The 25,146-nt window shown below is 67.3% G+C and carries 24 protein-coding genes and 1 pseudogene; 8 read left to right on the forward strand and 17 right to left on the reverse strand.

Annotated features, from left to right (window positions below):
- Window positions 1–66: 66 nt before the first annotated feature.
- From AB0L63_RS13595 to AB0L63_RS13605, 3 genes are all read right to left on the reverse strand, one after another.
- Window positions 67–225, reverse strand: coding sequence for a hypothetical protein (locus AB0L63_RS13595; RefSeq protein WP_364499302.1), 159 nt, complete (start codon window positions 223–225; stop codon window positions 67–69).
- Window positions 222–1,217, reverse strand: coding sequence for a BtrH N-terminal domain-containing protein (locus AB0L63_RS13600; protein WP_364499305.1), 996 nt, complete (start codon window positions 1,215–1,217; stop codon window positions 222–224). Before AB0L63_RS13600 ends, AB0L63_RS13595 begins: the two co-directional genes overlap by 4 nt.
- 514 nt (window positions 1,218–1,731) lie before the next feature.
- Window positions 1,732–2,226 carry a hypothetical protein gene (locus tag AB0L63_RS13605; protein WP_364499308.1) on the reverse strand — a complete coding sequence of 165 codons (495 nt, stop codon included), beginning with the start codon at window positions 2,224–2,226 and terminating at the stop codon, window positions 1,732–1,734.
- Window positions 2,227–2,609: 383 nt separating this feature from the next.
- Between AB0L63_RS13605 and AB0L63_RS13610 the strand changes: the two genes are divergently transcribed.
- Window positions 2,610–2,849 (forward strand): hypothetical protein, encoded by a 240-nt coding sequence (locus tag AB0L63_RS13610; protein WP_364499312.1) that lies wholly within the window; start codon window positions 2,610–2,612, stop codon window positions 2,847–2,849.
- 275 nt (window positions 2,850–3,124) lie between these two features.
- Here the strand turns inward: AB0L63_RS13610 and AB0L63_RS13615 are convergent, their stop codons facing one another.
- The 8 genes from AB0L63_RS13615 to AB0L63_RS13650 form a co-directional block, all read right to left on the reverse strand.
- Complete coding sequence (locus tag AB0L63_RS13615; protein ID WP_364499315.1) at window positions 3,125–3,769, reverse strand: response regulator transcription factor; 645 nt, start codon at window positions 3,767–3,769, stop codon at window positions 3,125–3,127.
- Window positions 3,766–4,884, reverse strand: a complete 1,119-nt coding sequence (locus tag AB0L63_RS13620; protein ID WP_364499317.1) for a sensor histidine kinase — start codon at window positions 4,882–4,884, stop codon at window positions 3,766–3,768. Before AB0L63_RS13620 ends, AB0L63_RS13615 begins: the two co-directional genes overlap by 4 nt.
- 95 nt (window positions 4,885–4,979) lie before the next feature.
- Window positions 4,980–7,148, reverse strand: a complete 2,169-nt coding sequence (locus tag AB0L63_RS13625) for an MMPL family transporter (protein WP_364499320.1) — start codon at window positions 7,146–7,148, stop codon at window positions 4,980–4,982.
- A gap of 208 nt (window positions 7,149–7,356) precedes the next feature.
- Window positions 7,357–8,160 carry an alpha/beta hydrolase gene (locus AB0L63_RS13630; RefSeq protein ID WP_364499323.1) on the reverse strand — a complete coding sequence of 268 codons (804 nt, stop codon included), beginning with the start codon at window positions 8,158–8,160 and terminating at the stop codon, window positions 7,357–7,359.
- 26 nt (window positions 8,161–8,186) lie between these two features.
- Window positions 8,187–8,807 (reverse strand): dihydrofolate reductase family protein, encoded by a 621-nt coding sequence (locus AB0L63_RS13635; protein ID WP_364499326.1) that lies wholly within the window; start codon window positions 8,805–8,807, stop codon window positions 8,187–8,189.
- A gap of 98 nt (window positions 8,808–8,905) precedes the next feature.
- On the reverse strand, window positions 8,906–10,420 hold the full coding sequence (locus AB0L63_RS13640) for a sigma-70 family RNA polymerase sigma factor (RefSeq protein ID WP_364499329.1): 1,515 nt from the start codon (window positions 10,418–10,420) through the stop codon (window positions 8,906–8,908).
- Window positions 10,417–10,755 carry a YciI family protein gene (locus AB0L63_RS13645; RefSeq protein ID WP_364499332.1) on the reverse strand — a complete coding sequence of 113 codons (339 nt, stop codon included), beginning with the start codon at window positions 10,753–10,755 and terminating at the stop codon, window positions 10,417–10,419. The genes AB0L63_RS13640 and AB0L63_RS13645 overlap by 4 nt, the downstream gene beginning before the upstream one ends.
- 7 nt (window positions 10,756–10,762) lie before the next feature.
- Window positions 10,763–11,131: a YciI family protein gene (locus AB0L63_RS13650; protein WP_364499335.1), complete on the reverse strand. Its 369-nt coding sequence runs from the start codon at window positions 11,129–11,131 to the stop codon at window positions 10,763–10,765.
- A gap of 178 nt (window positions 11,132–11,309) precedes the next feature.
- Here AB0L63_RS13650 and AB0L63_RS13655 point away from each other — a divergent pair, with 178 nt between their 5' ends.
- Entirely contained in the window at window positions 11,310–12,206 is an 897-nt protein-coding gene (locus AB0L63_RS13655) for a TIGR03619 family F420-dependent LLM class oxidoreductase (protein ID WP_364499338.1), read from the forward strand.
- 184 nt (window positions 12,207–12,390) lie between these two features.
- On the opposite strand, the gene AB0L63_RS13660 is transcribed toward AB0L63_RS13655, so the two are convergent.
- Window positions 12,391–12,657, reverse strand: a complete 267-nt coding sequence (locus AB0L63_RS13660; protein WP_364499341.1) for a hypothetical protein — start codon at window positions 12,655–12,657, stop codon at window positions 12,391–12,393.
- Between the two features lie 51 nt (window positions 12,658–12,708).
- Here AB0L63_RS13660 and AB0L63_RS13665 point away from each other — a divergent pair, with 51 nt between their 5' ends.
- Window positions 12,709–12,849: an Rv1535 domain-containing protein gene (locus tag AB0L63_RS13665; RefSeq protein WP_364500174.1), complete on the forward strand. Its 141-nt coding sequence runs from the start codon at window positions 12,709–12,711 to the stop codon at window positions 12,847–12,849.
- Window positions 12,850–12,899: 50 nt separating this feature from the next.
- Here AB0L63_RS13665 and AB0L63_RS13670 read toward each other — a convergent pair.
- The 3 genes and pseudogenes from AB0L63_RS13670 to AB0L63_RS13680 all read right to left on the reverse strand — a co-directional run.
- Window positions 12,900–17,024: pseudogene (locus tag AB0L63_RS13670) on the reverse strand (cation-translocating P-type ATPase); the annotation flags it as partial.
- Between the two features lie 135 nt (window positions 17,025–17,159).
- Window positions 17,160–17,588 (reverse strand): hypothetical protein, encoded by a 429-nt coding sequence (locus tag AB0L63_RS13675; RefSeq protein WP_364499343.1) that lies wholly within the window; start codon window positions 17,586–17,588, stop codon window positions 17,160–17,162.
- Between the two features lie 655 nt (window positions 17,589–18,243).
- Window positions 18,244–18,735, reverse strand: a complete 492-nt coding sequence (locus AB0L63_RS13680; RefSeq protein ID WP_364499346.1) for an inorganic diphosphatase — start codon at window positions 18,733–18,735, stop codon at window positions 18,244–18,246.
- A gap of 213 nt (window positions 18,736–18,948) precedes the next feature.
- Here AB0L63_RS13680 and dacB point away from each other — a divergent pair, with 213 nt between their 5' ends.
- From dacB to AB0L63_RS13705, 5 genes are all read left to right on the forward strand, one after another.
- A complete protein-coding gene (dacB, locus tag AB0L63_RS13685; protein WP_364500177.1) occupies window positions 18,949–20,388 on the forward strand; it encodes a D-alanyl-D-alanine carboxypeptidase/D-alanyl-D-alanine-endopeptidase in 1,440 nt (479 codons plus the stop codon).
- A 13-nt stretch (window positions 20,389–20,401) separates the two neighbouring features.
- Window positions 20,402–21,517 (forward strand): zinc-dependent metalloprotease, encoded by a 1,116-nt coding sequence (locus AB0L63_RS13690; protein ID WP_364499348.1) that lies wholly within the window; start codon window positions 20,402–20,404, stop codon window positions 21,515–21,517.
- 251 nt (window positions 21,518–21,768) lie between these two features.
- Window positions 21,769–22,863, forward strand: coding sequence for a tRNA lysidine(34) synthetase TilS (tilS, locus tag AB0L63_RS13695; RefSeq protein ID WP_364499351.1), 1,095 nt, complete (start codon window positions 21,769–21,771; stop codon window positions 22,861–22,863).
- 55 nt (window positions 22,864–22,918) lie between these two features.
- Complete coding sequence (gene hpt, locus AB0L63_RS13700; protein WP_364499354.1) at window positions 22,919–23,476, forward strand: hypoxanthine phosphoribosyltransferase; 558 nt, start codon at window positions 22,919–22,921, stop codon at window positions 23,474–23,476.
- Window positions 23,477–23,635: 159 nt separating this feature from the next.
- A complete protein-coding gene (locus AB0L63_RS13705; protein ID WP_364499356.1) occupies window positions 23,636–23,920 on the forward strand; it encodes a hypothetical protein in 285 nt (94 codons plus the stop codon).
- 54 nt (window positions 23,921–23,974) lie between these two features.
- Here AB0L63_RS13705 and AB0L63_RS13710 read toward each other — a convergent pair whose 3' ends face one another.
- Both AB0L63_RS13710 and AB0L63_RS13715 read right to left on the reverse strand, forming a co-directional pair.
- Window positions 23,975–24,706, reverse strand: coding sequence for a cyclase family protein (locus tag AB0L63_RS13710; protein ID WP_364499359.1), 732 nt, complete (start codon window positions 24,704–24,706; stop codon window positions 23,975–23,977).
- A complete protein-coding gene (locus AB0L63_RS13715; RefSeq protein WP_364499361.1) occupies window positions 24,703–25,002 on the reverse strand; it encodes a hypothetical protein in 300 nt (99 codons plus the stop codon). Before AB0L63_RS13715 ends, AB0L63_RS13710 begins: the two co-directional genes overlap by 4 nt.
- Window positions 25,003–25,146 lie beyond the last annotated feature (144 nt).

A 25,146-nucleotide genomic window follows, 5' to 3' on the forward strand; every position in this document is an offset into this window, starting at 1 on the left:
ATCCACCGCTCTGAACACCGCACCCTGATGAGGTTCGGCTGTCGAGGGTCGCGCCCGGATCAACGGCTACTCGATCGTGCCCGATCCGCACCACCTTGGCTCGATGCCGACCACCCCGTGCACGAGATCGAGGATCTCGTGCAGGAGTTCGCCAGCGCTGTCAGCGATGGTCAGGTAGCGCGCACCGGCACCGCCGAAACTGTCAGTGCCACCGCGTATTATCACTCACCGAGGCTGAGGCAGCTCAGCGTCTGCATGGCCTCGCGCTCTATGCGTGAAAGATCACCGAGGATGCTGCCTGCCTGTACGAGGCACTGCGTATCGCCTGATTCCCCGGCCTTTGTGATCAGTGCTGCTACTCCGGTCCATAGGGTGGCTGCTTCGGTATACAGCCTGTGGCCGGTGCGCAGGTGGTGGTTGTCGAGTAGTCGGGTGCATTCGGCGAGGAAGTCGCGGTAAAAGTTGCGGAACAGGGCGCCGCCGGTGCCTGCCCTCTCCATCAAGAGGGCAGCCTGCGGTAGGTCCCGCTGCGGGTTGTCGGTCCGCTGGAGCCAGGTGTGCACCAGCTTGCCGGCCTTCTCGATGCCTCGGTGGCCGAGGTTGGCGATGGGTGGGTTGAGGAAGGCGTCGGCGCAGGTGGTGATGGCCGGAATGATCAGCTCCCGTAGCGAGGGCAGGCCCTTCGGAGCGGTAAGGGTGAAGGACCGGTGCTTGGCGGTCATCGGGCCGCGCGCGGCCCTGGCCTGGGCGAGGCTGGTCAGGCTGGTGACTACTGTTCCGCCCTGCTGGTCGGTGTCCACCAGGTAGGCGTCGTGGTCGTCGTAGCCGTACATGGCCACGACGTGACCGCCGAAGTGCACCTTCGATGTGAAGTAATCGAGGTGGTAGCTGTCGAGCTGTAGGCCGATAGGGCGTCCGGCGTCGATGGGGGCGGCCACGTTCTCCCAAGCCCTGCGGGCGGAGGTGGTCTCCTGGACGAGTAGCTCCAGCCCGAGTCTGGTGGCGAGGTTTCTGGTGAGGTCGAAGGGCTTGACTCGTCCCCCGAGGAAGGGGAAGCCCATGCTCTTGCTGTCCCAGTAGATGAAGGACAGGCCGGAGCCGAGGCCGAAGAGCATGGGCTCGGGCAGATCGATTCCCTGGTGCCGCAGCAGCACTGCCAAAGCTGTCGTCTCGCAATGCTGTGTACCGGGGGCATCAATGTGAATCACTCGGGTCATGCCATGCCTTTCTGGACAGCGATCATCTGCTCTTCTCGTGGGGCGTCCCTGCCTATCTGGTGAGACTGCCTACCCGGCGAGAATGCCTACCCGACGAGTCGAGCCGCACGGGCCGGCGCTTGCTGGGTGAGTCCGCATCCGTGGATGGTGACCAACGAGCGTTGCGATCATGGTGGGCCCTCCCGTGGCGGGAGAGTCCAGTGCCGTATCCATTCGCCTCGGGGCCGGCCTCGCGAGAAAGGCTCGCCCAATTCGGGGAGATTCGGTTCTCAGTGCCCTACCGACACCAAGGTGTTTACCCCGACATCGAAGGGCATGACCGGCGCGTTGGCGCGGGCGCGTGCTTCCGCACCCGATTCCAGGTGTACGTGCATCTCCAGCAGCATCCGGTCGGCGTGAAGCATCCGGTCGGCGCGATCCAGCTCTACCGGCTGCGCCGCATCGACAACACGCTGTGACCTACCGCGCCCGGCCAGCCGGGGTTTGTTGTTGATGCGTCTGGGGTGGTGGTCACTCAGCCGAGATTGACCGTCACCTTGCCCGCGATATGCTCCAGATCATTGCGTTGGGGATAACTTTCGTCGGTCGGGTCGATCGAAACCTCGACCCGACCAGGTCCCGGCCCCATACCCATGCCGGTGATCACACCATCCGGCTGCTCGAGGACACCGTTCTCATCGACACGGTCCGACTGTCCGCCGGTGCTCCCGGAATCCAGGTTCCGCCACCGCACGGCGATACGAAAGGCTCCGCAGGACTCGCCGGTGCGGGTGATCGACACCTTGACGGCGAACTCACCCGACCTCGGCTGGGGCGTGGTCGAGGCATTGATGATCGCGGCGCAGTTCGTGCCGGGAATCCGCGTCACGGTCGGGGTGAACGGGACGGAAGGGTCCCCGGTACCGGCCGCGGCGGGCCCGGTCAATCCGATGACCGCGCCGACCGTCGCCGCCGCGATCACCCAGGTCCGAACCGAAAACCGATTAACAAGAACTCTTTTCAGGCTCATGCCCAGATAGTCGGCTTCATCGCGAAACACGTTAGCGGCCACATCGGTAGAGATTCGGTAACGATAACCCGAGAGTTGTTCCAGCACAGCATAGTTCGATAGGCAAGCCCCGAGATATCCGGTCACGCCGACGTGCATCCCGATCGACAGCCGGATAGCGTGCACCTTGACCTCGGGTCAAGGTCAAGCGTGCGAACTCCGCGGTTCGCTGCCCGCCATCCACCGATCCCCGACCCCCAATCGGACAGTTCATTCCCTAGCGGCTATCCACGTCACAGGATCTCGGTCCTGTAACGAACCGAAGTTGTTTTTCGACAGTATCTCGGTCGGTCCGATCGGGCTGCCAGATCCACAGTTACCTTGATCCAGTGAGGAACCCACACATGAGATATCGCTTGTCGCGCAACTCGATTCGCATCACCCTCGGCACTGTTGCGGTCGGCGTCGCCCTCGTCGCCAGCGGCGCTACCGCCTCGGCGGATCCCTTATCCCTCGACCCCGCACCCACGCCCGCCGCGGCGTCTCCGGTCGGGTCCGGTGGCACCGGCTCGGCCGGCAGCGGGTCCGCCGGCGGATCGATCCTCTGCTGGCTGGTTAACCCCAGCCCAACCTGCCAGCTCTGAGCGGACTGTGTAGAAACTGATCGTTTGAGCTGGTGAGTGGCGAAATCGGCTTTTCCCGTGCGAGGGAGGGGTTATGGCGATTCCGTCACTTCCAGGACTGTTTCCGCCAGCCCGCGAGCCACGAACGCGGTCGCCTTGCTGGTCGAGCATTCCCAGCCCAGGATCCGCTCGGCGTACTGAGCAGTGGCGTAGGGCAGCGGTTCGCCCGCCAGGTTGAGACGGTGTACACGAGGGCTTGAACTGGTTTGCCCATGGAGCCCGATCGACGGGCACGGTCAGCCGGTGCTGTCGCGGATGAGTAGGCCACGTTCGAGGGCGACGACGACGGCGTGGGTGCGGTCACTGACATCGAGTTTGGCGAAAATGCGGAGCAGATGGGTTTTTACGGTGGCTTCGGCGATAACGAGTCGTTTGCCTATTTCGAAATTGGACAGGCCGTCGGCCACCGCGTTGAGGACATCTGTTTCCCGTGCGGTGAGTGCGGGCTGTGTGGGTTGGCGCAGGCGAGCCATCAGGCGTTGGGCGACCCGCGGTGAGAGTACGGTTTCGCCGCGGGCGGCAGCATGGATGGCGGCGACCAGCTGTTCGCGGGAGGTGTCCTTGAGCAGGTAGCCGATGGCGCCAGCCTCGACCGCCCGTTCGATTTCCGCGTCGGTATCGAAGGTGGTGAGAATCAGTACCCTGGTGCGGCCACGCCGGGCGATTTCGGCGGTGGCGGCCACACCATCCAGCACCGGCATGCGCAGATCCAGCAGTGCCACATCGGGTTCGAGCCGATCGACGAGTTCGACCGCGCCGCGGCCGTCATCCGCCTCACCGATAATGCTGATGCTCGGTTCCGCGGCGAGCAGGGCGATTACGCCGGCGCGCATCACCGTGTGATCGTCGGCAATGATTATCCGCGTTGGCCTTTCGGTCATTTCGAGAGTTCCTCGGGTGCGGGGGCGGAGGCCATGATCCGGGTGCCCGCGCCGGGTGCACTGGTGACGGTGAGTTGCCCGCCGAGTTCGGCCAGGCGTTGGCGCATACCGTGCAGGCCGAACCCGTGCGCCTCGGCCGGGCTGAAACCGCTTCCATCATCGGTGATTTCGAGCTCGATGCCGTGCGGCGAACGGGTCAGTACCACACCCACTGTGCTTGCCGCGGCATGCTTGCGCACATTGGCCAGCGTTTCCTGGGTGCAGCGCAGCAGGGCGATCCGGGTCGGCTGGTCGCAGTCCACGTCGTCGAGTTCGGCGTGGACGGTGAGCCCGGTGTCCTCCCGGAAGCGGTCGACCGTGCGGCGCAGCAACTCCGCGAGAGCAGCGGCGGCAACCCCGGCGTGTGGCTCGGCGCTCACCAGAATGCGTGCCTCGGTGAGGTTTTCGCGGGCGGTGCGTTCGATGGAGCGCAGTTGCTCGGCCGCCCGGTCCGGTGCGGTGTCGAGCCCCTCGCGTGCCGCCTGCGCCAGCACGACGATAGAGGCCAAGCCCTGGGCGAGGGTATCGTGGATTTCCCTGGCGATTCGCGCGCGTTCCTCGGTGGCACCCTGGCGTTGATGTGCCTCGGCCAGCCGGGCCCGTGTCTGCGCGAGCTCTGCGCTCAACCGGCGGGCCCGCTCGTCACTGTGCCGGACAACCCGGTACATCCACAGCCCGATCAGCAGGCCGCCCACACAGCCGAGGAACGTGAAGGCGACATTGCCGGTGACGAAGTCCTGCCTGATCACGGCACCGGCCAAGCTGGCAACGCCACCGGCGACGGTGTAGGCCGCCGCCGGTCGCGGGCCCGAGGTATGGATCCAGAACATCGGCAGCGACACGATGTAGAACGCCGCGCCGCCCTCCAACAGACAGGACAGCACGCCGAGCGCCACGATGAGCAAAGCCAGGAAGGTGCCTTGGTGCACCAGCGGATTGCGGGGCAGTAACGTCAGCGCTGAGTAAGCGGCGGCCAGCGCACTCACCAACGCGATCGTGCCGACCTCCGTCGCGACGCCGCGGTCCAGTACCGCGACCACCGGCGGGCACAGACCGAATACCACCCACGTCGCCACATACCATCGGAGCAGCGCGCGCGTCCGCTGGGGGATGGCAGGAGGCGGAGCCGACGGGGTAGGTGAATGCAGCGGTGGCAGTTGGTCCATTTCCTTCAGCCTACGGTTGCGTGTGCGCGATCGGCTGGGCTGTCGGCGGCGGTTACCGGACGTTTCGGCCACCAGCAGCGATCACCGAGCACCAGCAGCAGTGCGGGCAGGATCAGCATCCTGATCACGAACGCATCGAGTAGCACCGCCACCGCCAGCGCGAACCCCATCTGCTTCATCTCGATGATGTGCAGTGGGATGAAGGCCGCGAAGACCGTCACCATCACCATGGCGGCGCTGCTGACCACACTCGCCGAACCACCGATACCGTCGAGCACCGCCCGGCGGGTGGGCATTCCCGCGCGCACCGCCTCGGCGATCCGGCTGATCACGAACACCTGGTAGTCCATCGACAGCCCGAACAGGATCACGAACAGCAGTAGCGGCACGCGCGAGCCGATGGTGCCGGTCGAGGTGAAATCGAGCAGGCCCTCGGCACAAGTGTGCTGGAAGGTCAGGGTCAGCAGGCCGAGCGCGGCGGCGGCGGAGAGCAGGTTGAGCACCACGCCGATCAGGCCGAGCACCACCGACCGGAAAGCCCATATCGTCAGTAGAAAGGTCACCAGCAGGAGAGCGCCGATGACCAGTGGCAGTTGCTGCTTCTGATGCTCGGGGTAATCGGCGGAGCGGGCGATATCGCCGGTCACCGCCGACTCGGCATCGGACAGTGCGCCGACGGTTTCCGGGACGTATGTACCGCGCAGTCGTTCCAGCGACTTCTTTGCCGCGTCCTCGCTGACATAGTGCGGCACCGCCAGTTCGAGCAGGCTGACCCGCTGGTCCGGTGAGGTGCGCAGGTCGGCTGTGCCCGCGAGTGCCGGGTCCGCCTGTGCGCGGCGGGCCAGTTCGAGCAGCGCGCCGGTCACCTCGCCCGCCCGATCGGGCTCGGCGACCACCACCACCTGGTGCATCGACTTCAGTTGCGGGAAGGACTGATTCAGCCGGTCGTAGGTTTGCATGGCCGGGATGACGCGCGGATGGGTCTCCCGGCCCATATCGGTCAGCTCGAGGCCGAGCAGTGGCGCGCCCGCGGCGAGCATGGCGAGTACCGCGACCACCAGGGTGGCGACCGGATGCCGGGTGGCCGGGCGCAGCATGGCCGCGCTGATCCGGCCCGGTCGGGGATTCGGTGTCCTGTGGTGCCTATGGGCGGCCCGGCGGTCGGCCCTGGTGCCGAGCACGGTCAGCAGAGCAGGCAGCACGGTCAGCGAGCTGAGCACTGCGACCAGGGTGACCAGGATGGTGGCGGTGCCGATGGAAGAGAAGATCACATCATCGGCGAGGTACATGGTGGCGCTGGAGGCCGCGACCGCCAGCCCCGACACCACCACCGCACGGCCCGAGGTGGCCGCCGCCAGGGATACCAGCGCCGTCGCATCGAGCCGTCCGTTCCGCGCTCGCTCCTCACGTTCGCGTTTCAGGAAAAACAGCGTGTAATCGACGCCGACCGCCATACCGATCAGCAGAATGATATTTGTCCCGATGCCATTGTCGGGCACCAGGTGTGATGCCGGTAGCGACAGACCGATAGCCGCGACGATCGCCGAAATCGCCAGCGCCAGTGGCACCAGAGCCAGCGCCACCGATCGGAACACCAGTAGCAGCGTGAGCAACGTGATCGGTATCGCGATCAGCTCGGTTCGCGACAGATCCTTTCCGCGCAGCTCATCCACCCCGTGACTGATCGAGGGGCCGCCGGTCTCCTCCACCCGAAGAGCCGGGAATTCGTTCTGCACCGCATCGGTCTGCGCCCGCAATCGCTCGACATGCTTACTGCCGTCGAGCTCGCCGCCGCGCATCGTGATGTCCACGCGCAGCGCCTGGCCGTCTTCCGAATATACCGGCGCAGCAACGGATTCCACCTCGGGCAGGGCCCGCATGCGATCGGTGATCGCGCGCGCCGCATACTGCGCGGCAGCCGGATCGAGCTGGTCGGTGCCCGGCCCGGCGGTGATCAGCACCCGTTCCAGCGGATGCTGCTGCAGGCCCCCTTCAGTGGCCATCGCCTCACCCCGGCCCGCCTCACCGATCCAGAAATCCTTGGTGGTCGCGGAATTCCCGCCGACTGCCACCCCGATGGCGATGCACAGCAACACAAACAACAGCCACCCACCCACTGCCTGCCATGGGTGCCGAATACTCCAGCGGGCCAAACCGGTCGGACGTCTCTGCATACTCGAATACTCGTCGCCGCCACCCCGCGGGCAGCAGGCTCGACCGATGGAACTCGGTGTCCACCGATCGGTGGACACCGCGGTGGCAGACTCCAGGCAGGTGGATGGAGTTCGCCCGGCTCGAGCATCCCGTTTGGCAGCGCGCAGCGGTTCGGGAACGGAATGTGCGGGAAATCGTCACGCAGGTATATGAGTACCGCGCGCCTGCTCAGCCGAAGAAGTCGAGCAGCAATGGCTCGAGCAGTTCGGGCTGGCCGAGGATTTCGTGATCGGCACCGGGCACGACTACCCGGCGTGCGCCCGGGATGGCGGCGGCCAAGGCCTGGTTCGCGGTCTGGATCCAGGGCCAGGTCTGATCGCCGTTGACGACCAGCGCCGGGATGGTGATCGTGGCGTAGCGGTCGGATTGCAGACGCATCTGAGGACCGGATACGGCGAGGTCGTAGGGCAAGCTGTTGGCCTGGGCGCGTAGGAATTCCCACACCGGTGCCTTACGCATATCGGCAACGATCGGCGCGGGCACCTCGACTTGCTCGGTGAGGAACAGTTCGGCCGCGCCGTCGTAGTCACCGGAAGCAATTCGGGCGACGAGCCGATCGAAGACGTCGGCCGGCGGCGCCGCGCGATTGCCGTCGACCACCGCGGGCATCTCGTACACGGCGACCTTGTCGATCGGCAGCCCGCGTAGCACGCCTTCCAAAGCCAGAGCGGCACCGGTCGAATGACCGAACACGTGCGCGGCGCCGCCCACATGCTCGATCACGGCTGCTAGATCGTCGATTTCGGATTGGACGGCAAAGTCGCCGCGGACATCGGTGCTACCGCCACGGCCGCGGCGGTCGTAGCTGACCGCGGTGACGTGCGGGGCCAGGGTCGAGGCGAGCGCGGCAACGGTCGAGCGATCGTTGAACGCGCCGCCGATGAGGATCACCGGTGTGCCGGAGCCGATGGTTTCGACGGCGATCGTGCTGCCGTCGGGGGAATGGACGGCGGTCAGGGCGGGACTGGTCATGGACTCGTGCCTTTCGATGGTTGCGGTCAGGCGGCGGGGAACCGGAAACCGAGGTGGGTGACGGCGGGTGAATCGAGGACATGGAATCGGTCCAGTTCGATCATGGTGTCGGGCAGTTGCTCGAACAGCCGGGTGCCCTGCCCGAGCAAGACCGGTGCAATGTGCACGTGCATCTCGTTGAGCAGCCCCTCGGCGATCGCCTGCTGCACGATCGTCGCGCCGCCGCTGATATGCACATTCCGCTCACCACAGGCGGCCTTCGCGCGCTTGATCGCGCCCGCCACGCCGTCGGTGACGAAATGGAAAGTCGTGCCGCCCTTACGGATCAGCGGTTCCCGCTCGCGATGGGTGACGACGAACACGGGTGCATGGAACGGTGGGGACTCGCCCCACGGCTCCTCCCCGGAATCGAACATCCTCCGACCCATCACATACGCGCCGGCCTGCTCGAACATCTCCTTCAGCAGTGCGTCGTCGGCGCCTTGCAATCCGCCGTCGAACCCCGCGCGTTCACGCCACGCCTGGTGCACGACAGCCCATTCGGTGATCCGAAAGAACCCCTTGTCCAGGTAGGGAGGCTGCTGCGCGGCGAGCCCACAGATGTAGCCATCCAATGAGACCGTCATATCGGTGCGAACGTTGGGCATGTCATCTCCTCGATGTCTTCCGGGATGCCGCTCGAGTACTCCTCGAACGGGCTGCGGAGGTTTCGACATCGGGACCGACCCAGGCAGCGAATTGTGACTCAGCTCATATCAGTTCGGTCGCTGTTCGGGTCATCGGCAGCGGCCAGCACGTCGTTGCGGCCGTGGCTCCATGGGCGTGGCCGTCCGCCAGTTCCGGGATACTGCTCCTCACTGTGTCCGGTGGCGATCGAGCGGTCGGCCATCGTCTTGATCAACTTCGGAAGCTCGGCGTTCACGCCTACCACCTCGCTCTCCTCGATCAGATGTGCCATCGCCCGCGCGTCGGTCTCGAAGGCCGACACCTCGGCCGAGGGATATCGACTCGGACGCTGTCGGTCCAACTCGCCCGCCCTGTCCCGAAGGTGGCGCTGTTCGGGGATGCTCGTGGTGCGCCGGGCCGCTAGCCGGTAATTCGCTAGAGCGGCAGCGTGGTCGCCGGTCAGCTCCTGCAAATGGGCGCGAACGGCGTAGAGGCGATGGTGGCCGGCGAGCCGGGAATCGCTGTCCAGTGTTTCCAGCAGTTCGAGTCCGGCCCGGGGGCCGCGGGTCATCGCGACCGCGACGGCGTAATTCAGCGTGACCATCGGGTTCGGCGCGATCCGGCGGAGAATTCCGTACAGGATGCAGATCTGTTCCCAGTCGGTGTCCTCGGCCCGCGACGCCTGGACGTGCAGTGCGGCGATTGCCGCCTGAAGCTGGTAGGGGCCGAGAGGCGAGGCGGACATGGCGGCGGTGACCAGCGCGGTGCCCTCCTCGATCATGGCGGCATCCCACCGGTTCCGGTCCTGCTCGGCCAGCGGTATGAGGGCGCCGTCTCGGCCGGTGCGGGCCGAACCGCGGGCGTCGGTCAGCAGCATCAGCGCCAGCAGCCCGGCGACTTCACCGTCATCCGGCAAGAACCGGTGCAGCATGCGGGTGAGCCGGATCGCTTCAGTGGTGAGTTCGGCGCGGTGCAGGTCGGGCCCGGAACTGGCGGTGTAGCCCTCGTTGAAGATCAGGTAGAGCACGTGCAGGACGGCGTCCAGCCGTTCGGCCCATTCCTGGGCGCTCGGCATCGCAAACGGCGCTCTGGCGGCCCTTATCCGCTGCTTGGCGCGGCTGATCCGCGGCGCCATGGTGGCCTCGGGCACCAGGAAGGCCCGCGCGACCTCGGCGGTGCTGAGCCCGCCAACGACACGTAGCGTGAGGGCAACCTGAGAGGCGGGCGTCAGTACCGGAAGACAGCACAGGAAGAACAACGCGAGCGTGTCGTCCTGGTCGCCGGTACTTTCGTCGCCGGGCGGCGGCGCGAGGTCGGTGTCCGGTGTCTGCCGCACCGCTGCGGTGACCTCCCGGCGGCGGCGGGACTGCTCGCTGCGTACCTGATCGACCAGGCGCCGGGCGGCAACGGTGACCAGCCAGGACCGCGGGTTCTCCGGGATGCCGTCGGCGGGCCACTGCGTCGCGGCGGCGAGCAACGCCTCCTGGACCGCGTCCTCGCATTCCTCGAACCCGCCATAGCGGCGCAGGAGCACGCCGAGGACCTGCGGCACCAATTCGCGCAGCAGGTCCTCGAGGCGTTCGGACGTGCTCACATCTCCATCCCGGCCGAGTCCATCAACGGTCGCACCTCCACACCACCGGTTCGACCGCCCGGTATCAGGGCGGCCAGTTCCAGGGCGCGCTCGCGGCTCTCGCAGTCGACCAGGTACTGGCCGGCGACATGATCCGGGCTCTGCAGATATGGACCGTCGGTCACCGTCATCACGCCGTGTCGAAACCGTACGACGGCGCTGATGGACGGATCGGCGAACACGTGACCGCTGATCAGCTCTCCTGCCTGTTCGGCTGCGGCGAGGAACTGCTCGTGATCGAATCCGTCTTCCGGTAGGGCCGCGGCGCTCTGATAGAGATTCAGCAGGAACTTCATCGCGGGCTCAGTCGGCGGCCGTTCCCGCGAAGATCACCGGTCGCACCTCGATGCCGAGGCCCTCGACGCCGGCGTCCGGGATAAGCGCGGCAAGCTCCAGCGCACGGTCCCGACTATCGCATTCCACCAGGTAGTAACCGCCGAGGTACTCTTTGGCCTCGAGATAGGGCCCGTCCGTTACCGCCGGGACGCCGCCTCGGACCCTGACCACAGCGCTCTGCGACGGGTCGGCCAGCGCGGTGGTGCTGATCAGCTCCTCGGACTTCGTGACTGTCTCCATGAACGCGCCGTGGCCGCTCATCACCTCGTTGCGCTCATCCTCGGTCAGCGCGTCCCAGATCTGTGGGTTGCTGTGCATGATCAACAAGAACTTCATGGCGTCTCCCTTCGATGGTTGGACAGCGCCCCCTTAGGCGCCGTTCACCACACAGTCGGAGCCGGTGGCGCATTCTTGCGCTGCCGGACCGCAAGAATCTTCCGCCAGCTCCGACCCTCTCCCGAGGAACGCCTCACCTGGGCGTTCCGTACCCAACGGCGATCACCGGAGTATAGGAATGAACCTGCCACGCATCGGCGTCAACCTCCCGTATCTCGACCCGTACGCCGGCCCCGACGCCGTCGTCGCAGTGGCCCAGGCGACGGAGCGGCTCGGATTCCACGCGGTATCCGCCAGCGATCGGCTGCTCATCCCCACCGGACCGCACTGGAACAACGATGCGGGCCTGCCCGAGTCCCACGCCTGGGACTCGTTGGAGATGCTGACCTGGGCGGCCGCGCACACCAGGCGGATCCGCGTGACCACAGGCATCCTGAACTCGATCTTCCAGCCGCCGATCATCCTGGCCCGCAGACTGGCCACACTCGACCGGCTGTCCGGTGGGCGGCTGGATGTCGGCATCGGCCAGGGCGGCGGCACGCGGCTGCCACCGTTCTACATCCCCGAGGAGTTCATCGCCGCGGGCGTGCCGGCCAGCCGCAGAGGAGCGGGATTTGTCGAGCACATCGCCGCGATGCGGGCCTGCTGGGCCGCCGACCCCGTGGAGTTCGCTGGCGAGCACTACCGGATTCCGCTGTCCATGGTCGGCCCGAAGCCGTGCGCAGGCACCATCCCCCTGTTCATCGGCGCAATAACCCGCCACACCATCGAACGGGCAGCCCGCATCGGAGACGGCTTCATCACCACCGCGGTCGACTGGGACGCCATCCGTGTGCACCTGCGCTGGTACCGAGCGGCCGGCGGCACCGGCACCGTCGTGGTGAACGTGATCCCGGCGCGTCATCCACTCTCTCCCACCGCCTTCACCGAGGCTGTGCTGAGGGAGCTCGACCGCGCCGCGGCGGTCGGTGTCGACGAGGTGCACATCGCGCTCCAGCTGCTGTCCTCCCCTCCGGAGCAGCAGGTCGAGCTGCTGGAAGCGCTTGCGACCGAACTCGACCTGCCAACGCCGTAGAACCGGTCCAGCGCCCAATCGCGCGACGGTTCGCCGGCTCGTCCGGTTCGGATCTGCACACCTCCCGGAATGGTCCGGTCAGCCCACCGAGCGGAAGTACGCAGCGGCCTGCGACGGATGCCGTCGCAGGCATCCGGGGTCGAGGCGCCCGCTGTGAATGCACTGGGCACCGGCCCCCGTTCGGTTAAGCCTCTTCGAGGGCTTCGCCGAGCTGGTGGGCGAAGCGATTGTGCTGATTCTGCGCCAGACAATGACCAGCCGCGAGGATCAGCACAACGGGCCATTCGATGATTTCTACCGCGGCCAGCACGCCGAGTGCACCGTAGTAAGCCAATTGCTCGGGCGGGGGCATGCGCACCCGACCGACCACAGGCAGGTCCACCGCGAAACCCTGCGCGGCCATCACCCGATCGACGGCGTTTCGGTGGCTCGTACTCGATTTTTCGGCCATCTGTTGCCTCCCGGTCATGGAGTGTTCGAGAGTTCGACGCCTGACTTGCGCATGGTGTCCGGCGTGAAGACAAGAGGTGTAGGAGTCGGCCCGGATCCGTTGACCGGTGCGCTCACGGAGGTATTGACCGTGCCATTGCGCGAGTTGTACGCGGTGTTGTGGCGCCTTGGGGTCATCGAGATCGTCGACTGATCTTCGCGCTGTTGATCCTGCGCGGTGAACAGACGCGGAGCGATGGCGGCGATGGCGGTCGCGACGGCGGCCGTCGACAACGCCTGCCACCAGCCGACCGGACCCAGCGGCGTGCTGCCGAGCAGTTGGCTCACTCCCGGCGTACTGATCAGCGCGCCGAGCACCAACAGTGAGCCGGCCGCGGTGCAGACCACCAGCGGGCTGTGCGAGTCGATGAGCGTCTGCCCCAACTGCGTCGCGACCAACGCCACCAGCGCGACCGTCGAGGCCCGCCGCCGCCGGCCGGTCAACCTCGCCAACACCCACGCGACCGTCGCGGCGGAGGCGGTCGTCGCACCGCGCACCGCCACCGTCCGCCACAATGCGGCTCGGTCGGGCCCCCGGCCGGTATAACGCAGCTCGGCACTGGGCGGGCTGATGGCAAGTGCCGCGGCCGGCAGCGCATCGGTGAGGATGTTGACCAGCAGCAATTGGCGGGTATTCAGCGGCGTCAGGCCGGTGAGCGCGGTGCCGACGACCGCGAAGGCCACCTCGCCCGCGTTACCGCCGAGCAGCACGGCCACCGCCGACTGCACCCGCCGCCACAGTTGCCGGCCTTCGTCGAGAGCGTCCAGCAGCGAGCGGATCCGCCCGTCGAGCAGCATGACGTCCGCCGCGATGCGGGCCGGGTCGCTGCCGTGCGCGACCACGCCGATGCCGACGGTTGCGGTGCGGATGGCCGCCGCGTCGTTGGCGCCGTCGCCGACCATGGCACACACGTGACCCAGTCGCTGGATCGTCTCGACGATCTGCACCTTGTGTTCGGGTGACATCCGTGCGAACACCCGCCGGTTCTGCACCGCCAGTTCCTGATTGCGCCGGGACAGCGCCTCCCATTCGGGACCGCTGATCACCTGATCGTCGTCGACGGGCATGCCCACCGCGGCGGCGATCGCGGTGGCCGTCACCGGGTGGTCACCGGTGATCACACGCACCCCGATACCCCGGTCGGCCAACTCGGCCAGCACCTCGGTCGCGTCTGCGCGCGGTGTATCCGACAGGCCGAGCAATCCGGCGAACCGCAATCGGTCACCGCACAATTCGGCGAAGACGTCGGCGTCGTCACGTACCGATTGCGCCTGCGACGCCGAAAGCTGCCGGGTGGCGACGGCAATCACCCGCAGCCCCTCGGCGGCCATCTTGCGCACCTGCCGCTGCACCTCCTCGTCGGCGTCCGCGCACGCCGCGAGCACCACCTCCGGCGCACCCTTGATCGACAACATCGCACCGCCCACGGATGCCGAGAACGGGCGACCCGACCGGAACGGCAGATGCACCGTCGACCCGCCGCGGTCCAGGTGTCGCCCGGCCTCGGCAACCGCGCGATCGGTGGCATGTTCGTGACGCTCGCCGTTGGCGCGCGGCGTGGCCCGGACGGCGTGGATGAGCACATCATCGTCGGACAATCCGTTCCCGGCGTATACCGTGCTCACCCGCAGCCGGTTCTCGCTGAGCGTCCCGGTCTTGTCGAAGCACACCACGTCGACCCGGCCGAGCGCCTCGACCGATCGCGGACTGCGCACCAGTGCGCCCGCGCGGGTCAATCGCCGCGCCGACGCCTGCTGAGCCAGCGTCGCGACCAACGGCAGCCCCTCCGGAACGGCGGCCACGCTGACGGCCACACCGCTGCTGATGGCCTGCCGCAGACCGGTGTGCCGCAGCAGCCCGAGCGCGGTGACCAGTCCGCCGCCGGCAAGGCTGAGCGGCCACGCCTTGTTCGTCAGATCCTTGAGCTGGGTCTGCAGGCCGGTTGCCGGGCCGTCCGCGGGCGGAGTCGCGGCAGTTCGGCGCCCCTGCGTCTGCTCACCGATGCCGGTCACGATCGCGACCGCGGTGCCCGCGACCGCGGTCGTGGTGGCGAAAAGCATGCAAGCCCGCTCCGCGACGGGCGCGGCTGGCGTGGCCTCGACTTGCTTGGCCACCGGCAGCGACTCCCCGGTCAATGACGACTCGTCGACTTCCACATCGAGCGCATGGGTGAGCCGCGCGTCAGCGGGCACCACTTCGCCGGGCCGCACCTCGATGACGTCTCCAGGGCGCAGGTCGGCGGCATGGACCGTCGCGTAGCGATCGGCGCCCACCAGCTTGCGAGCCGGTGGGTCCTGCGCGGTCAGCAGTCGCCGCAGCAGCCGTTCGGCCCGGATCCGCTGGGCCGCCGCCAGGGCTGCGTTACCTGCGAGCACCGACCCGACCAGGATCGCGTCGACGGGTGAGCCGAGCAGCGCGCTGGCGGCCGATCCCACCGCGAGCACCGGGATCAATGGGTCGGACAGCTCGTCGCGCATCGCGCCGGCAAAATCCCCTACTGCCCGGCGTACCGGATCGATGAGCGAGTGCGCGGGGCGGGCGGCGTCGGCCAGCCGCGAGCGCTTATGCGCCTGGGCGGGGTGCGGCGGCAGCGCACGACGCACCTGTTCGACGGACATGGCGTGCCACTCGTGCACGCTCGCGGCCGGCGGCGGTGGCGCCGTGAGCACTCCGCGGGCGAGCCGGTATCCCGTCCATGTGCCGGCGGCGGCCCCGGCGGTGACCGGACCCGAGCCGCGGCCACGTACCCCGGGAATCATCAGCAACGCACCCAAAAGCGAAGCACCGGTAGCGATTTCGACGCCATGTTCACTGGCTCGACGGGCCGCGGGCAGCGCGTGCACGATCCGCCACACGCTGTCCAGGTCGTCGACGAGCACGTCGGCGTGCCACGGCGGCGGCCCGTGCGCGGCGATACCGATCGAGACGTCGGCGTCGGCCAGCGCCTGTGCCGCAGCACGCGACACCATCGCCACTGTTCGACCCTCCCGCTGCAACCGGTGCACGGTGTCGGCGAGCGCCGCGTCGAGGGACCCGTTCATCGGATCGAGGTCGTCGAAGGACGAGCGCAGGTCACCGAGTGTGTCGACGTCGACCGACACCAGCGCGACGCCGCTGCGGCGCACTTCGCCGAGTACCGCCGACGCCAGTGGATGATGGGCGTAGCGCACCAGCACCGTGCTGCGCCCGCCATTGCCGGATACCGACCGTGCCACCGGATGCCACCCGGGTTGCAGTGCGCCGCGGTCCAATTGGTCCTGTGCCCACTGCCATACCAGCACCTGTTCGTGCTCGGGCACGTCGCGGATGCGCGCAACCCGCAGTTCGTCACAGCACAATGCCCGAGGGTCGAGCACAATGGCGTCGATCCGGTCGAGGCGCCGGAACACCTGCGGTCGCAAGGGCAGCACGCCGTGCCGGTCGGCCAGTCCGCGGGCGAGTGTCGCGGCGAACGACTCGCGGCTGGTGCGGACCGCCTTGGGCGCGGCGACCATGACGGCGGTAGCGGCGGTGGCGAGGTCGGCGGAGAGAATGCCGATCGCCGGTGCGGCCGCCTGCGCCAGTCCGCTACGGTCCCCGTGGCGCTCAATGGGTCCCGGTGGCAGCGGCTCTGGTCGGTCATCGGGCCGGACGCCGTCGACACACGTCGCGTGCGCCGCGAGCCAGGGTTCGCGGCGTTGCCAGATGATGGCCGCGGCGCGGGTCTCGGCGGCTTTCGCGAGGTGGATAACCATGTCGACGCCCAGTGACGCCGGTTCTTGGGTGACGGTGTTCGCGGCGGCCGTGGCGAGCGCGATCGCGGTATCCGCGGTGTTGCTGCCGAGGCGCTGTTCGACGGCGCGACGCAGCCGAGGCTGGTAATCGACGAGCGCGACAACGGCGTTGAGCCCTGCCGGCAGCCGCCGCAAACCGACCACCCGGCCGACCAGCGCGACACTCAGCCCGACGGCATTCACCGCCGCCGAGACCAAGTTGCCAGCCAGCACGATGCCGTCGGCGGGCAGGTCGATCGGTGTGTGCGCGAATTCAGGGTGCCGATTTTCGGCAGCCGCCACTACGTCGCACAGCTCGTCTACGGTCGCCGTGTCGTCCACCTCGGCGATGACGCGCGACAGCGGATAGTTGAGGGTCGCCGAGATCACACCAGGGTGGGCGCGCACGGCAGCGAGTACCGCGGGACCCGCATCGTGGTCCGGCTCGTGCTCGGAGAGGCCGCGTACTTCGATCCAGCAGCGGTCCGCGCCGCGCCAACGGCGCCGTGCCGGCTGACCGCCGAGCAATTCCGACGTGACAGCGGTGATCGCCTCGACAACCCAGCCGGCGGGCATCGTGCGCACCGGCAAGGTCGCGAGGTCCACGCCCGCCGCGGTGAGAACCGCAGCGGACCGCACACCTGTCTCGAGGGCGCGCACGGACAGTGACCCGGAGGTCCGTAGCAGTCGGCTCAGGTCCACCGGGGACGGCTAACGCGCACTCGGCGAGCGTCGCGGCCGGGGCGCCGCCTTTTGCGCGGTAGTCCCATCTTCGTCGCCTCGGCGGGGCGTTCGGTCGCCTTCCGAGACCGGCTCGAGGCGTGCGGGACGACCGCCGCCGTCGGGCGACGGGCGGCTGCTCGACCGCTGATTGATCTGGTGGACCACCAGTGCGGCGCCACCGACGCTCAGCAGCACCGGCCATTCCACCAAACCCGCGGCGCCGATTGCCGCCACGGTCAGCGCGGCCGCAGGTGCCGAGTGGCTACCGCTGCTCAGCCCGCTCTTCACGCCATCCGCGACACCCTGTATGCCGCCGATCACGCCATTGACGGCGGCGCCGCCCACGGCCCCGGCCACGGCCGTCGTCGCGTCGGCTGTCCAGGTAATCATGTCCACCACGCCATCGGAAATGTTCATCGTCACTCCATCGCGTTGACTATTCGGACACCACCGAGCAAACCGGAGTTTACCCGGAATGGAGTCAAAACGATCGGATTGCCGAACAAGTGCCCGCTAGCTGCCGACCTTCCTCTCTGGCATCGCTACGCAGGGCTTTGTCGCACAAATCTAGATATGGTGCGACATGATCACGACCCCGAGCTGCCGCTGGATGGAGCAGTTCGTGATCCGCTGCGTCGATGATGCGAGTCTGATGGGCCAATTTCCGGCAATCGTCTAGGCGGGAGCGCAGGATGGTCGCGGGGACATGGTCGCGGGCGACGACCCGGTATCCCATGTGCGCCCGAGTGGTCGCGTCCGTGCCCACGCCGTAGCCGATGTCCAACCGGATACACCGCGTTCCCGAATCGAGATTGCGACAGCGCACTGCCACCCGATGGGCCCCGCAGAACTGCCCGGTGTTCGTGATCTTCACCCGGACATCGAACTGACCGGACTGTGCCTGCGGCACGGTCTCGCCATGGATGATCGCGGCGCAGTTGCCACCGGGTGTCGTCCGATGTCATCGAAACGGCGGTACCGCGCCGCAATAAAAAAGCGGGAAGTCCGAACACGCCGGACTTCCCGCCTTTTGTTGGGAAATGGGCCGAATCACCCACCGCCCCAACGCGACTCAGTGGCCGCCCTTCTCCTTTAGCCGCTCGAGCGAGGCCACCACCTCGGCCTCGGCCTCGGTACGGCCGACCCACTCCGAGCCCTTGACGTACTTGCCCGGCTCCAGGTCCTTGTAGCGCTCGAAGAAGTGCTTGATCGCGGCCAGATCGAATTCCGGCACATCGGCCAGGTCCTGGATGTGGTCCCAGCGCTTATCGCCCGCGGGCACGCACAGTACTTTGTCGTCGCCGCCGGCCTCATCGACCATCTTGTACATCGCGACCGGACGCACCGCGATCAGGCAGCCCGGAAATACCGGCTCGGGCAGCAGGACCAGTGCGTCCAGTGGGTCGCCGTCCTCGCCGAGGGTGTTCTCGATGTAGCCGTAGTCGGCGGGGTAGACCATGGACGTGTAGAGGAAGCGGTCGAGTCGGACCCGACCGGTCTCGTGATCGACCTCGTACTTGTTCCGAGAACCCTTGGGGATCTCGATGGTGACGTCGAACTCCACGCCATCTCCTTACTGGTGCTTCTGTCGGACTGTCGTGTTGTGGTCGTCGGAACGCCGACTCGACAGGTGTTCGGGGGAACGGTGCCGGAACGAGGATAGTGTGGTCCGCGGGCACTTGGGTGCGGTAGGTGGGTGGACCCGGCGACGGTGCGACGGTCGGGCGGTACTAGACGGAGAGACGGCGGGCACGTGGTGGGTGGCAGCAAGAGGAGAATCGGTGGCTTGGCCGCCAAGCGACGCCGCAATATCTGGATCGGCGTCGCGTTCGTACTGGCCCTGCTGCTCGGTGTCGCGGCAGGCGTGGTGATCGCGCTGAAGCCGTGGACCGAGGAATTTCGGCACGGCGGGCTCACGATTGCCGCACCGCCCGCGCCGGTCAAACCTTCTCCGCAGGTCGAGCCCGCGCGCTCGAATGCGTCGGCGCCGACTCCGGCCGGTGTCGTCGCCGCGCTCGCACAGGTGGTCGCCAATCCCGACCTCGGCGCGTTCGCCGGTGAGGTCACCGATGCGGATTCCGCGACCGTGCTGTGGAGCGCCGAATCCGATAAGCCGATGATTCCGTCGTCCACCGCCAAGATCCTCACCACCGCGGCCGCCCTGTTCACCCTGCCCGATGATCATCGGGTGACCACCCGCGTCGTCACCGGTTCCGCACCCAATGAACTGGTGCTGGTCGGCGGCGGCGATCCGACGTTGACCGCGCAGCCCGATGGCAAGGGGTACTACCCGAACGGGCCGCGGCTGTCGGATCTGGTGTCGCAGATCAAGGCGTCCGGGCATGTCGTCGACACCATCGTGGTCGACACCTCGTTGTATTCCGGCTCGCCCATGGCCCCCGGCTGGGATCCGGTCGATATCGGCGAGGGTTCGATCGCGCCGATGGATCCGGTGATGCTCGACGGTGGCCGGCTCGATCCGCTGGTGGAATATTCGCCGCGCACCGCGACTCCGGCGCTGGCGACCGGGCAGCGCCTGGCCACCGAACTCGGACTCGATCCCGCCAAGGTGCGGATCGGCAATGCCGCCGCCGATGCGACGGAGGTGGCCGGCGTGCAATCCGCGCCGCTGCGGGACCGGCTGCGCGACACCATGGTCCACTCCGACAATGTGCTCGCCGAGGCCATCGGCCGCGAGATCGCGATCGCGACCGGTAATGAAGCATCGTTCACCGGGGCCGTCGCCGCCCTCGAAACCGCGCTCGGCAAGGCGGGATTCGATCTCACCGGACTTTCGATGCGCGATAACAGCGGCCTGTCGACCGAGGACCGGGTGCCCCCACGGCTGCTCGACAAAATCATCGCGACCGCGGCGAAGCCGAGTGGCGCGAATGCTGTGCAGCCGAGCAATACCAAGGCCAAACCGGAAACCGATCGCATCGCGACCACCCTGGCGCCGTTGCTCGATGATCTGCCGGTCGGAGGTGCGACGGGGTCGCTGAGCAGCCGTTATGTCATGCAGAACCGGGGCGGCGCGGGATGGGTGCGGGCCAAGACAGGAACTCTGTCGGTGGCGAGCACGTTGGTCGGTTATGTGCTGGATAGCGAAGGGCGAGTATTGACCTTCGCTTTGATGTCGAACGATCGGCCACCGGAGCTCAGTCGGCCCGCATTGGACGCCATCGCCGGCACGCTGCGCAACTGTGGATGCTCGTGACGGGTGGTTGACCATGTTCGGAGGCACTGATAAATCGGGCGCTGTGCCCGCCGTGAATTCGGGTGCGGACGCTGCGGCCGAGCGGCGACGCTCCGGATTTTCCGGTGCCGTCGATTGGCGGCTGGCCGCGCGCACCGGCGCCGCGCTGGTGCCGTCCGGGCCACGTACCTCGCGGTATTCGGCCGAACAGGTGGTCGGTGAGCTGGCCGAAGCCTCGGTGCGGGCGGAGGGGCCGGTTCGTGCGGTGAGCGGTCTGCTCGACGATCAACCGGTGCCTTCGGCCCGGATCGTCGACCGGCCGGGCTGGATCACTGCGGCCGCGGATTCCATGGCCCAGCTGACCGGCACCGGGCAGGCCTTGGACAAGGGCATGCTCGCCGGGAAACCCGCGGGTGTGCAGGCGGGTGCGATGCTGGCCTTCCTGTCCACCGCGATCCTCGGTCAGTACGACCCGTTCACCGGACCGGATGGGACGCTGCTGCTGGTCGCGCCGAACATCATGGCCGTCGAGCGCGCACTCGGCGTCTCGCCGACCGACTTCCGCCTCTGGGTGTGCCTGCACGAGGTGACGCACCGGGTGCAGTTCTCCTCGGCGCCGTGGCTGGCCGAATATATGCGCGCCAATGTCGATGTCCTTGGCGAGGTCGGCGACGAACCGCTCGCCGATATGCTCTCCCGTCTCGTCGACGAGTTACGCGACCGTCGCCGCGGCATCGTTTCCGAGGACCCGAATGCCCGCGGCGTCGTCGGTCTATTTCGCGCCACTCAAGCTCCACCGCAACGCGAGGCCCTGGACCGCCTGCTGATGCTCGGCACCCTGCTGGAAGGCCACGCCGACCACGTCATGGACGCCGTCGGCCCCGCCGTCGTCCCCACTGTCGAACAAATCCGCGCCGCCTTCGACAAACGCCGCAAACAGCCGACCAACCCCCTGCAACGCCTCCTGCGCGCCCTGCTCGGCGTGGACGCCAAGGTCGCCCAATACGTCCGCGGCAAGAAATTCGTGGACGCCGTAGTGGCCCAGGTCGGTATGACCCAGTTCAACACCGTCTGGACCAATCCCGAAACCTTGCCTCTCCCAGCGGAAATCGAAGATCCGCAACGCTGGATCACCCGCGTCCTCGGGTAGCCGTGGGACCTGTCCGACCACGCGGCGGCGATCAAGATCAGGTGGAACTAGTGGCGGGGCTTCTCGCGGTTTGCCGCCGTGGTTTCCACGTGAACATTTGTCCAGATCGAGGCACAACCCGGCGGGGCGTACGAGGAGTGCGCGGTAGCGGGCCGTGTCTGGGGGCCCGTCGCGAAGATCGCAGCGTGGGGCTGACGGGCGGCTCCGGCTCGGCGACGAGGTCGGCGTGCAGCACTCGGTAGTCTCCGGGTATGAGCCGTACGACGGGAGCGAGGCCCGGGAATCCGCGGCGGCTGCCCGAGACCGAGGCGGTGCTCGAGGTGCGGCGGGCGGTGCGGGGGTGGCTCGCCGATTACGCGACGGGCGCGACTAGCGATGTGGCGGTCGCATTGTCCGGGGGTGCGGATTCGCTGGCATTGACGGCCGCTGCTGTGGTCGAGGCAGGTCAGGTCGACGCCCTGGTCGTCGACCATCAGTTGCAGAGGGGATCGGACAAGGTGGCGGCTGAGGCGGCGGCCGCGGCCTTGGCGCTCGGGTGTCGGTCGGCGCATGTTCTGGCGGTTGACGTCGGTGCGGATGGCGGGATGGAAGCGGCGGCGCGGGTGGCTCGGTACACGGCGCTATACGGGGCGCGAGGTGGGTTGCCGGTGCTACTCGGGCACACGCTCGATGATCAGGCCGAGACTGTGCTGTTGGGGTTGGGGCGGGGGTCGGGTGGGCGGTCGATCCAGGGCATGGCGGCGTTCGCGGATCCGTGGGGGCGGCCGCTGTTGAGTGTGCGGCGGGCGGTGACCAGGCAGTTGTGTGCCGATATCGGGTTGACGCCGTTCGAGGATCCGCATAATTCGGCGGCGAAGTTCACCAGGGTGCGGTTGCGTAATGAGGTGCTGCCGCTGTTGGAGGAGGTGCTCGGGGGTGGGGTCGCGGAGGCGCTGGCGCGCACGGCCGAGCAGTTGCGCGATGACGGTGCGGTATTGGATGCGCTGGCCGATGAGTTATTGCGGGCCGCGAGCGGTCCAGTGAGTAATGGCCCAACCCTCGCGATCGAGACCCTCGCCACTGCCCCCGCCGCCTTGCGCCGCCGCGCGATCCGTGCATGGTTGCTGGCCGGTGGCGCTAAAGCCCTGACCAACAAGCATTTCCAGGCGGTTGACGAATTGATTACCGCCTGGCGCGGGCAGGGCGGCGTCGCGGTGGGCGGTGGAGCGCCGGGACGCAGGTTGGTCGTCGCGCGTGAACGTGGCAGGCTGACTTTGCGTCTTCAAGGGAGCCAGGGAAACATAATGGACGGCCGGGGAGACACCCGCGGCGCGAGCGACGGGCCCGAAGGCGGTAGCGAAGCGTGACCCGAAGGGCCCCGGGAGCGCCGCAGATACAACACCGGAAGGGAAACCAACTGACGTGTACGAGGGCGACATCGCGTCGGTGTTGATCACCGAGGAACAGATCGCGGCCAAAACTCAGGAGCTGGCCGAGCTGATCGCCAAGCGTTATCCGGCCGACGCCCCGGAGGGGGATCTGCTGCTGGTCGGCGTGCTCAAGGGCGCGATCTTCTTCATGACCGACCTCGCCAAGGCGCTGCCGATTCCCACCCAGTTGGAATTCATGGCCGTCTCCTCCTACGGCTCGTCCACCTCGTCCTCCGGTGTCGTGCGCATCATGAAGGATCTGGACAAGGACATCGCGGGCCGCAATGTGCTGATCGTCGAGGACATCATCGATTCCGGTCTCACGCTGTCCTGGCTCAAGCGCAATCTGTCCACCCGCAATCCGGCCTCGCTCGAGGTCGTCACCTTGCTGCGCAAGCCGGACGCGCTACGCACTCATGTGGAAGTCGCGCACGTCGGCTTCGATATCCCGAATGAATTCGTCGTCGGCTACGGCCTCGACTATGCCGAGCGCTACCGCGATCTGCCCTACATCGGCACCCTGGACCCCAAGGTCTACGGCGGCGCGTGATCAGGGCATGAGCTGACCGGAACCGAAGCCCACCCTGGTGGGACCGAACCACTTCGAGGGTGCATTGCCGTGCACTCTGGGTGTCCTTTCGGCGCGGTCCGTTGTCGATGAGGCTGGACAGCGTCACCGTCCTGCCACACGACTACGAAGGAGACTCACATGACCACCAACCAGCGCTCGACCCGTCGGTTCGCCCGCGCCCTGGCGATCGCCGCGGCACCCGCCCTGCTGAGTGTGGGCCTGGTGACGGCCGGCGTGGCCCAGGCCGGTCAGGACCCCAACCTGCCGACCTGCTCCTGGCCCAACCTGGTGTGCGGCCCGCAGACCAATCTGACCCCTGGCGGCCAGAGCAACCTGACTCCCGGCGGCCAGAGCAACCTGACTCCCGGCGGCCAGAGCAACCTGACCCCCGGCGGCCGGACCAACCTGACCCCTGGCCGCTGATCACGGTGCTGGCGTACGGCCCGGCGGCACTGGCGGGGCCGCATCGAAGTCCGGTCACCGCGCCGGTGCATTGATCGGCATGACCGCGAATATCGTTGCGGGCGAACCGGACCCGCCGCTATAGAGTGCACCGCCGACCAACACCCAGGCGCCGGTCGCGGGCAGTTCGGCGAGATTCGCCAGACATTCCAAGCTGATTCGATGCTCGCGATACAGCAGCTTCGACACCGCATAGGTGTCGTCGATTCCCAGATCGGGTCCGAACGTATCGATGCCGAGCGCCCCACGCCGCCCCAGCCGCCCGGTCCGCAATAGCCATGTGACCGTCTCGACCGCGAATCCTGGTTGATGCTCGGCACTTTCGCCGGTTCCGATGAATTCCGGCATCCCCCATTTCTCGTCCCATCCGGTCCAGGCCACCACCGCCGACCCATCGGGTATCCGCCCGTGCCGATTCTCCCACTCCCGCAGATCATCGATATCGATCGCGTAATCCCGATCACGCGCACACTGCTCGCGCACGTCGATCTTCACCGCGGGCAGCAGGAGATCGTCGAGGTCCAATTCATCCGCGGCCAGCCCGCCGGGCTGGAAGTGGATCGGTGCGCCCCAATGGGTTCCGGTGTGCTCGCCCTGCTGGATAGAGCGCAGGTAGTAACCGTCGTTCGCGACGGTGGCGACAGTATCGGTCCGGAATTCGGGATCACCGGGGAACAGCGGCGTCGTCGCCGGATCGTGGATATGGGAAAGGCTGACCAGCCGTCCGAACGGCCGCGGGCTGGTCATCGCTTCCGTTGCGGAATCGCGCGCGCCAAGGCCAGCAGATCGGCCTCGAGCATCCGGAACAACCGATAGGTGAGCACGAAGGCCAGGATGCCACCCACACTGAGCACCCGCGCCGAAACGATCACCAAATCCAGATCGGCGGCGTCGACGAAGGTTGCGCTGGCCACGCCGAGCAGCGGAACCGATGCCGCGACGCCGAGATAGAAGTTCGTGCGCTTGGCGAGTTTGCGCAGTTGCTCCTCGTCCTCGGCGCCGATACCGCCGCGCACAAGCAGCTGTGGATAAATCGAGCGCACTGGCGCAGATCGATGCGGACCAGATCGGTGAGCACCGCCAAACGCACCTGAGTGCCGTCGGGGATGTACTCCGCGATCGGGGGTGGTTCATTCCGATCGCCACGCAGGCAGCATTGCCAATCTTCGGTAAAACTCGTTTATGGG

Source organism: Nocardia sp. NPDC051990 (assembly GCF_040680755.1).
GTDB lineage: Bacteria > Actinomycetota > Actinomycetes > Mycobacteriales > Mycobacteriaceae > Nocardia.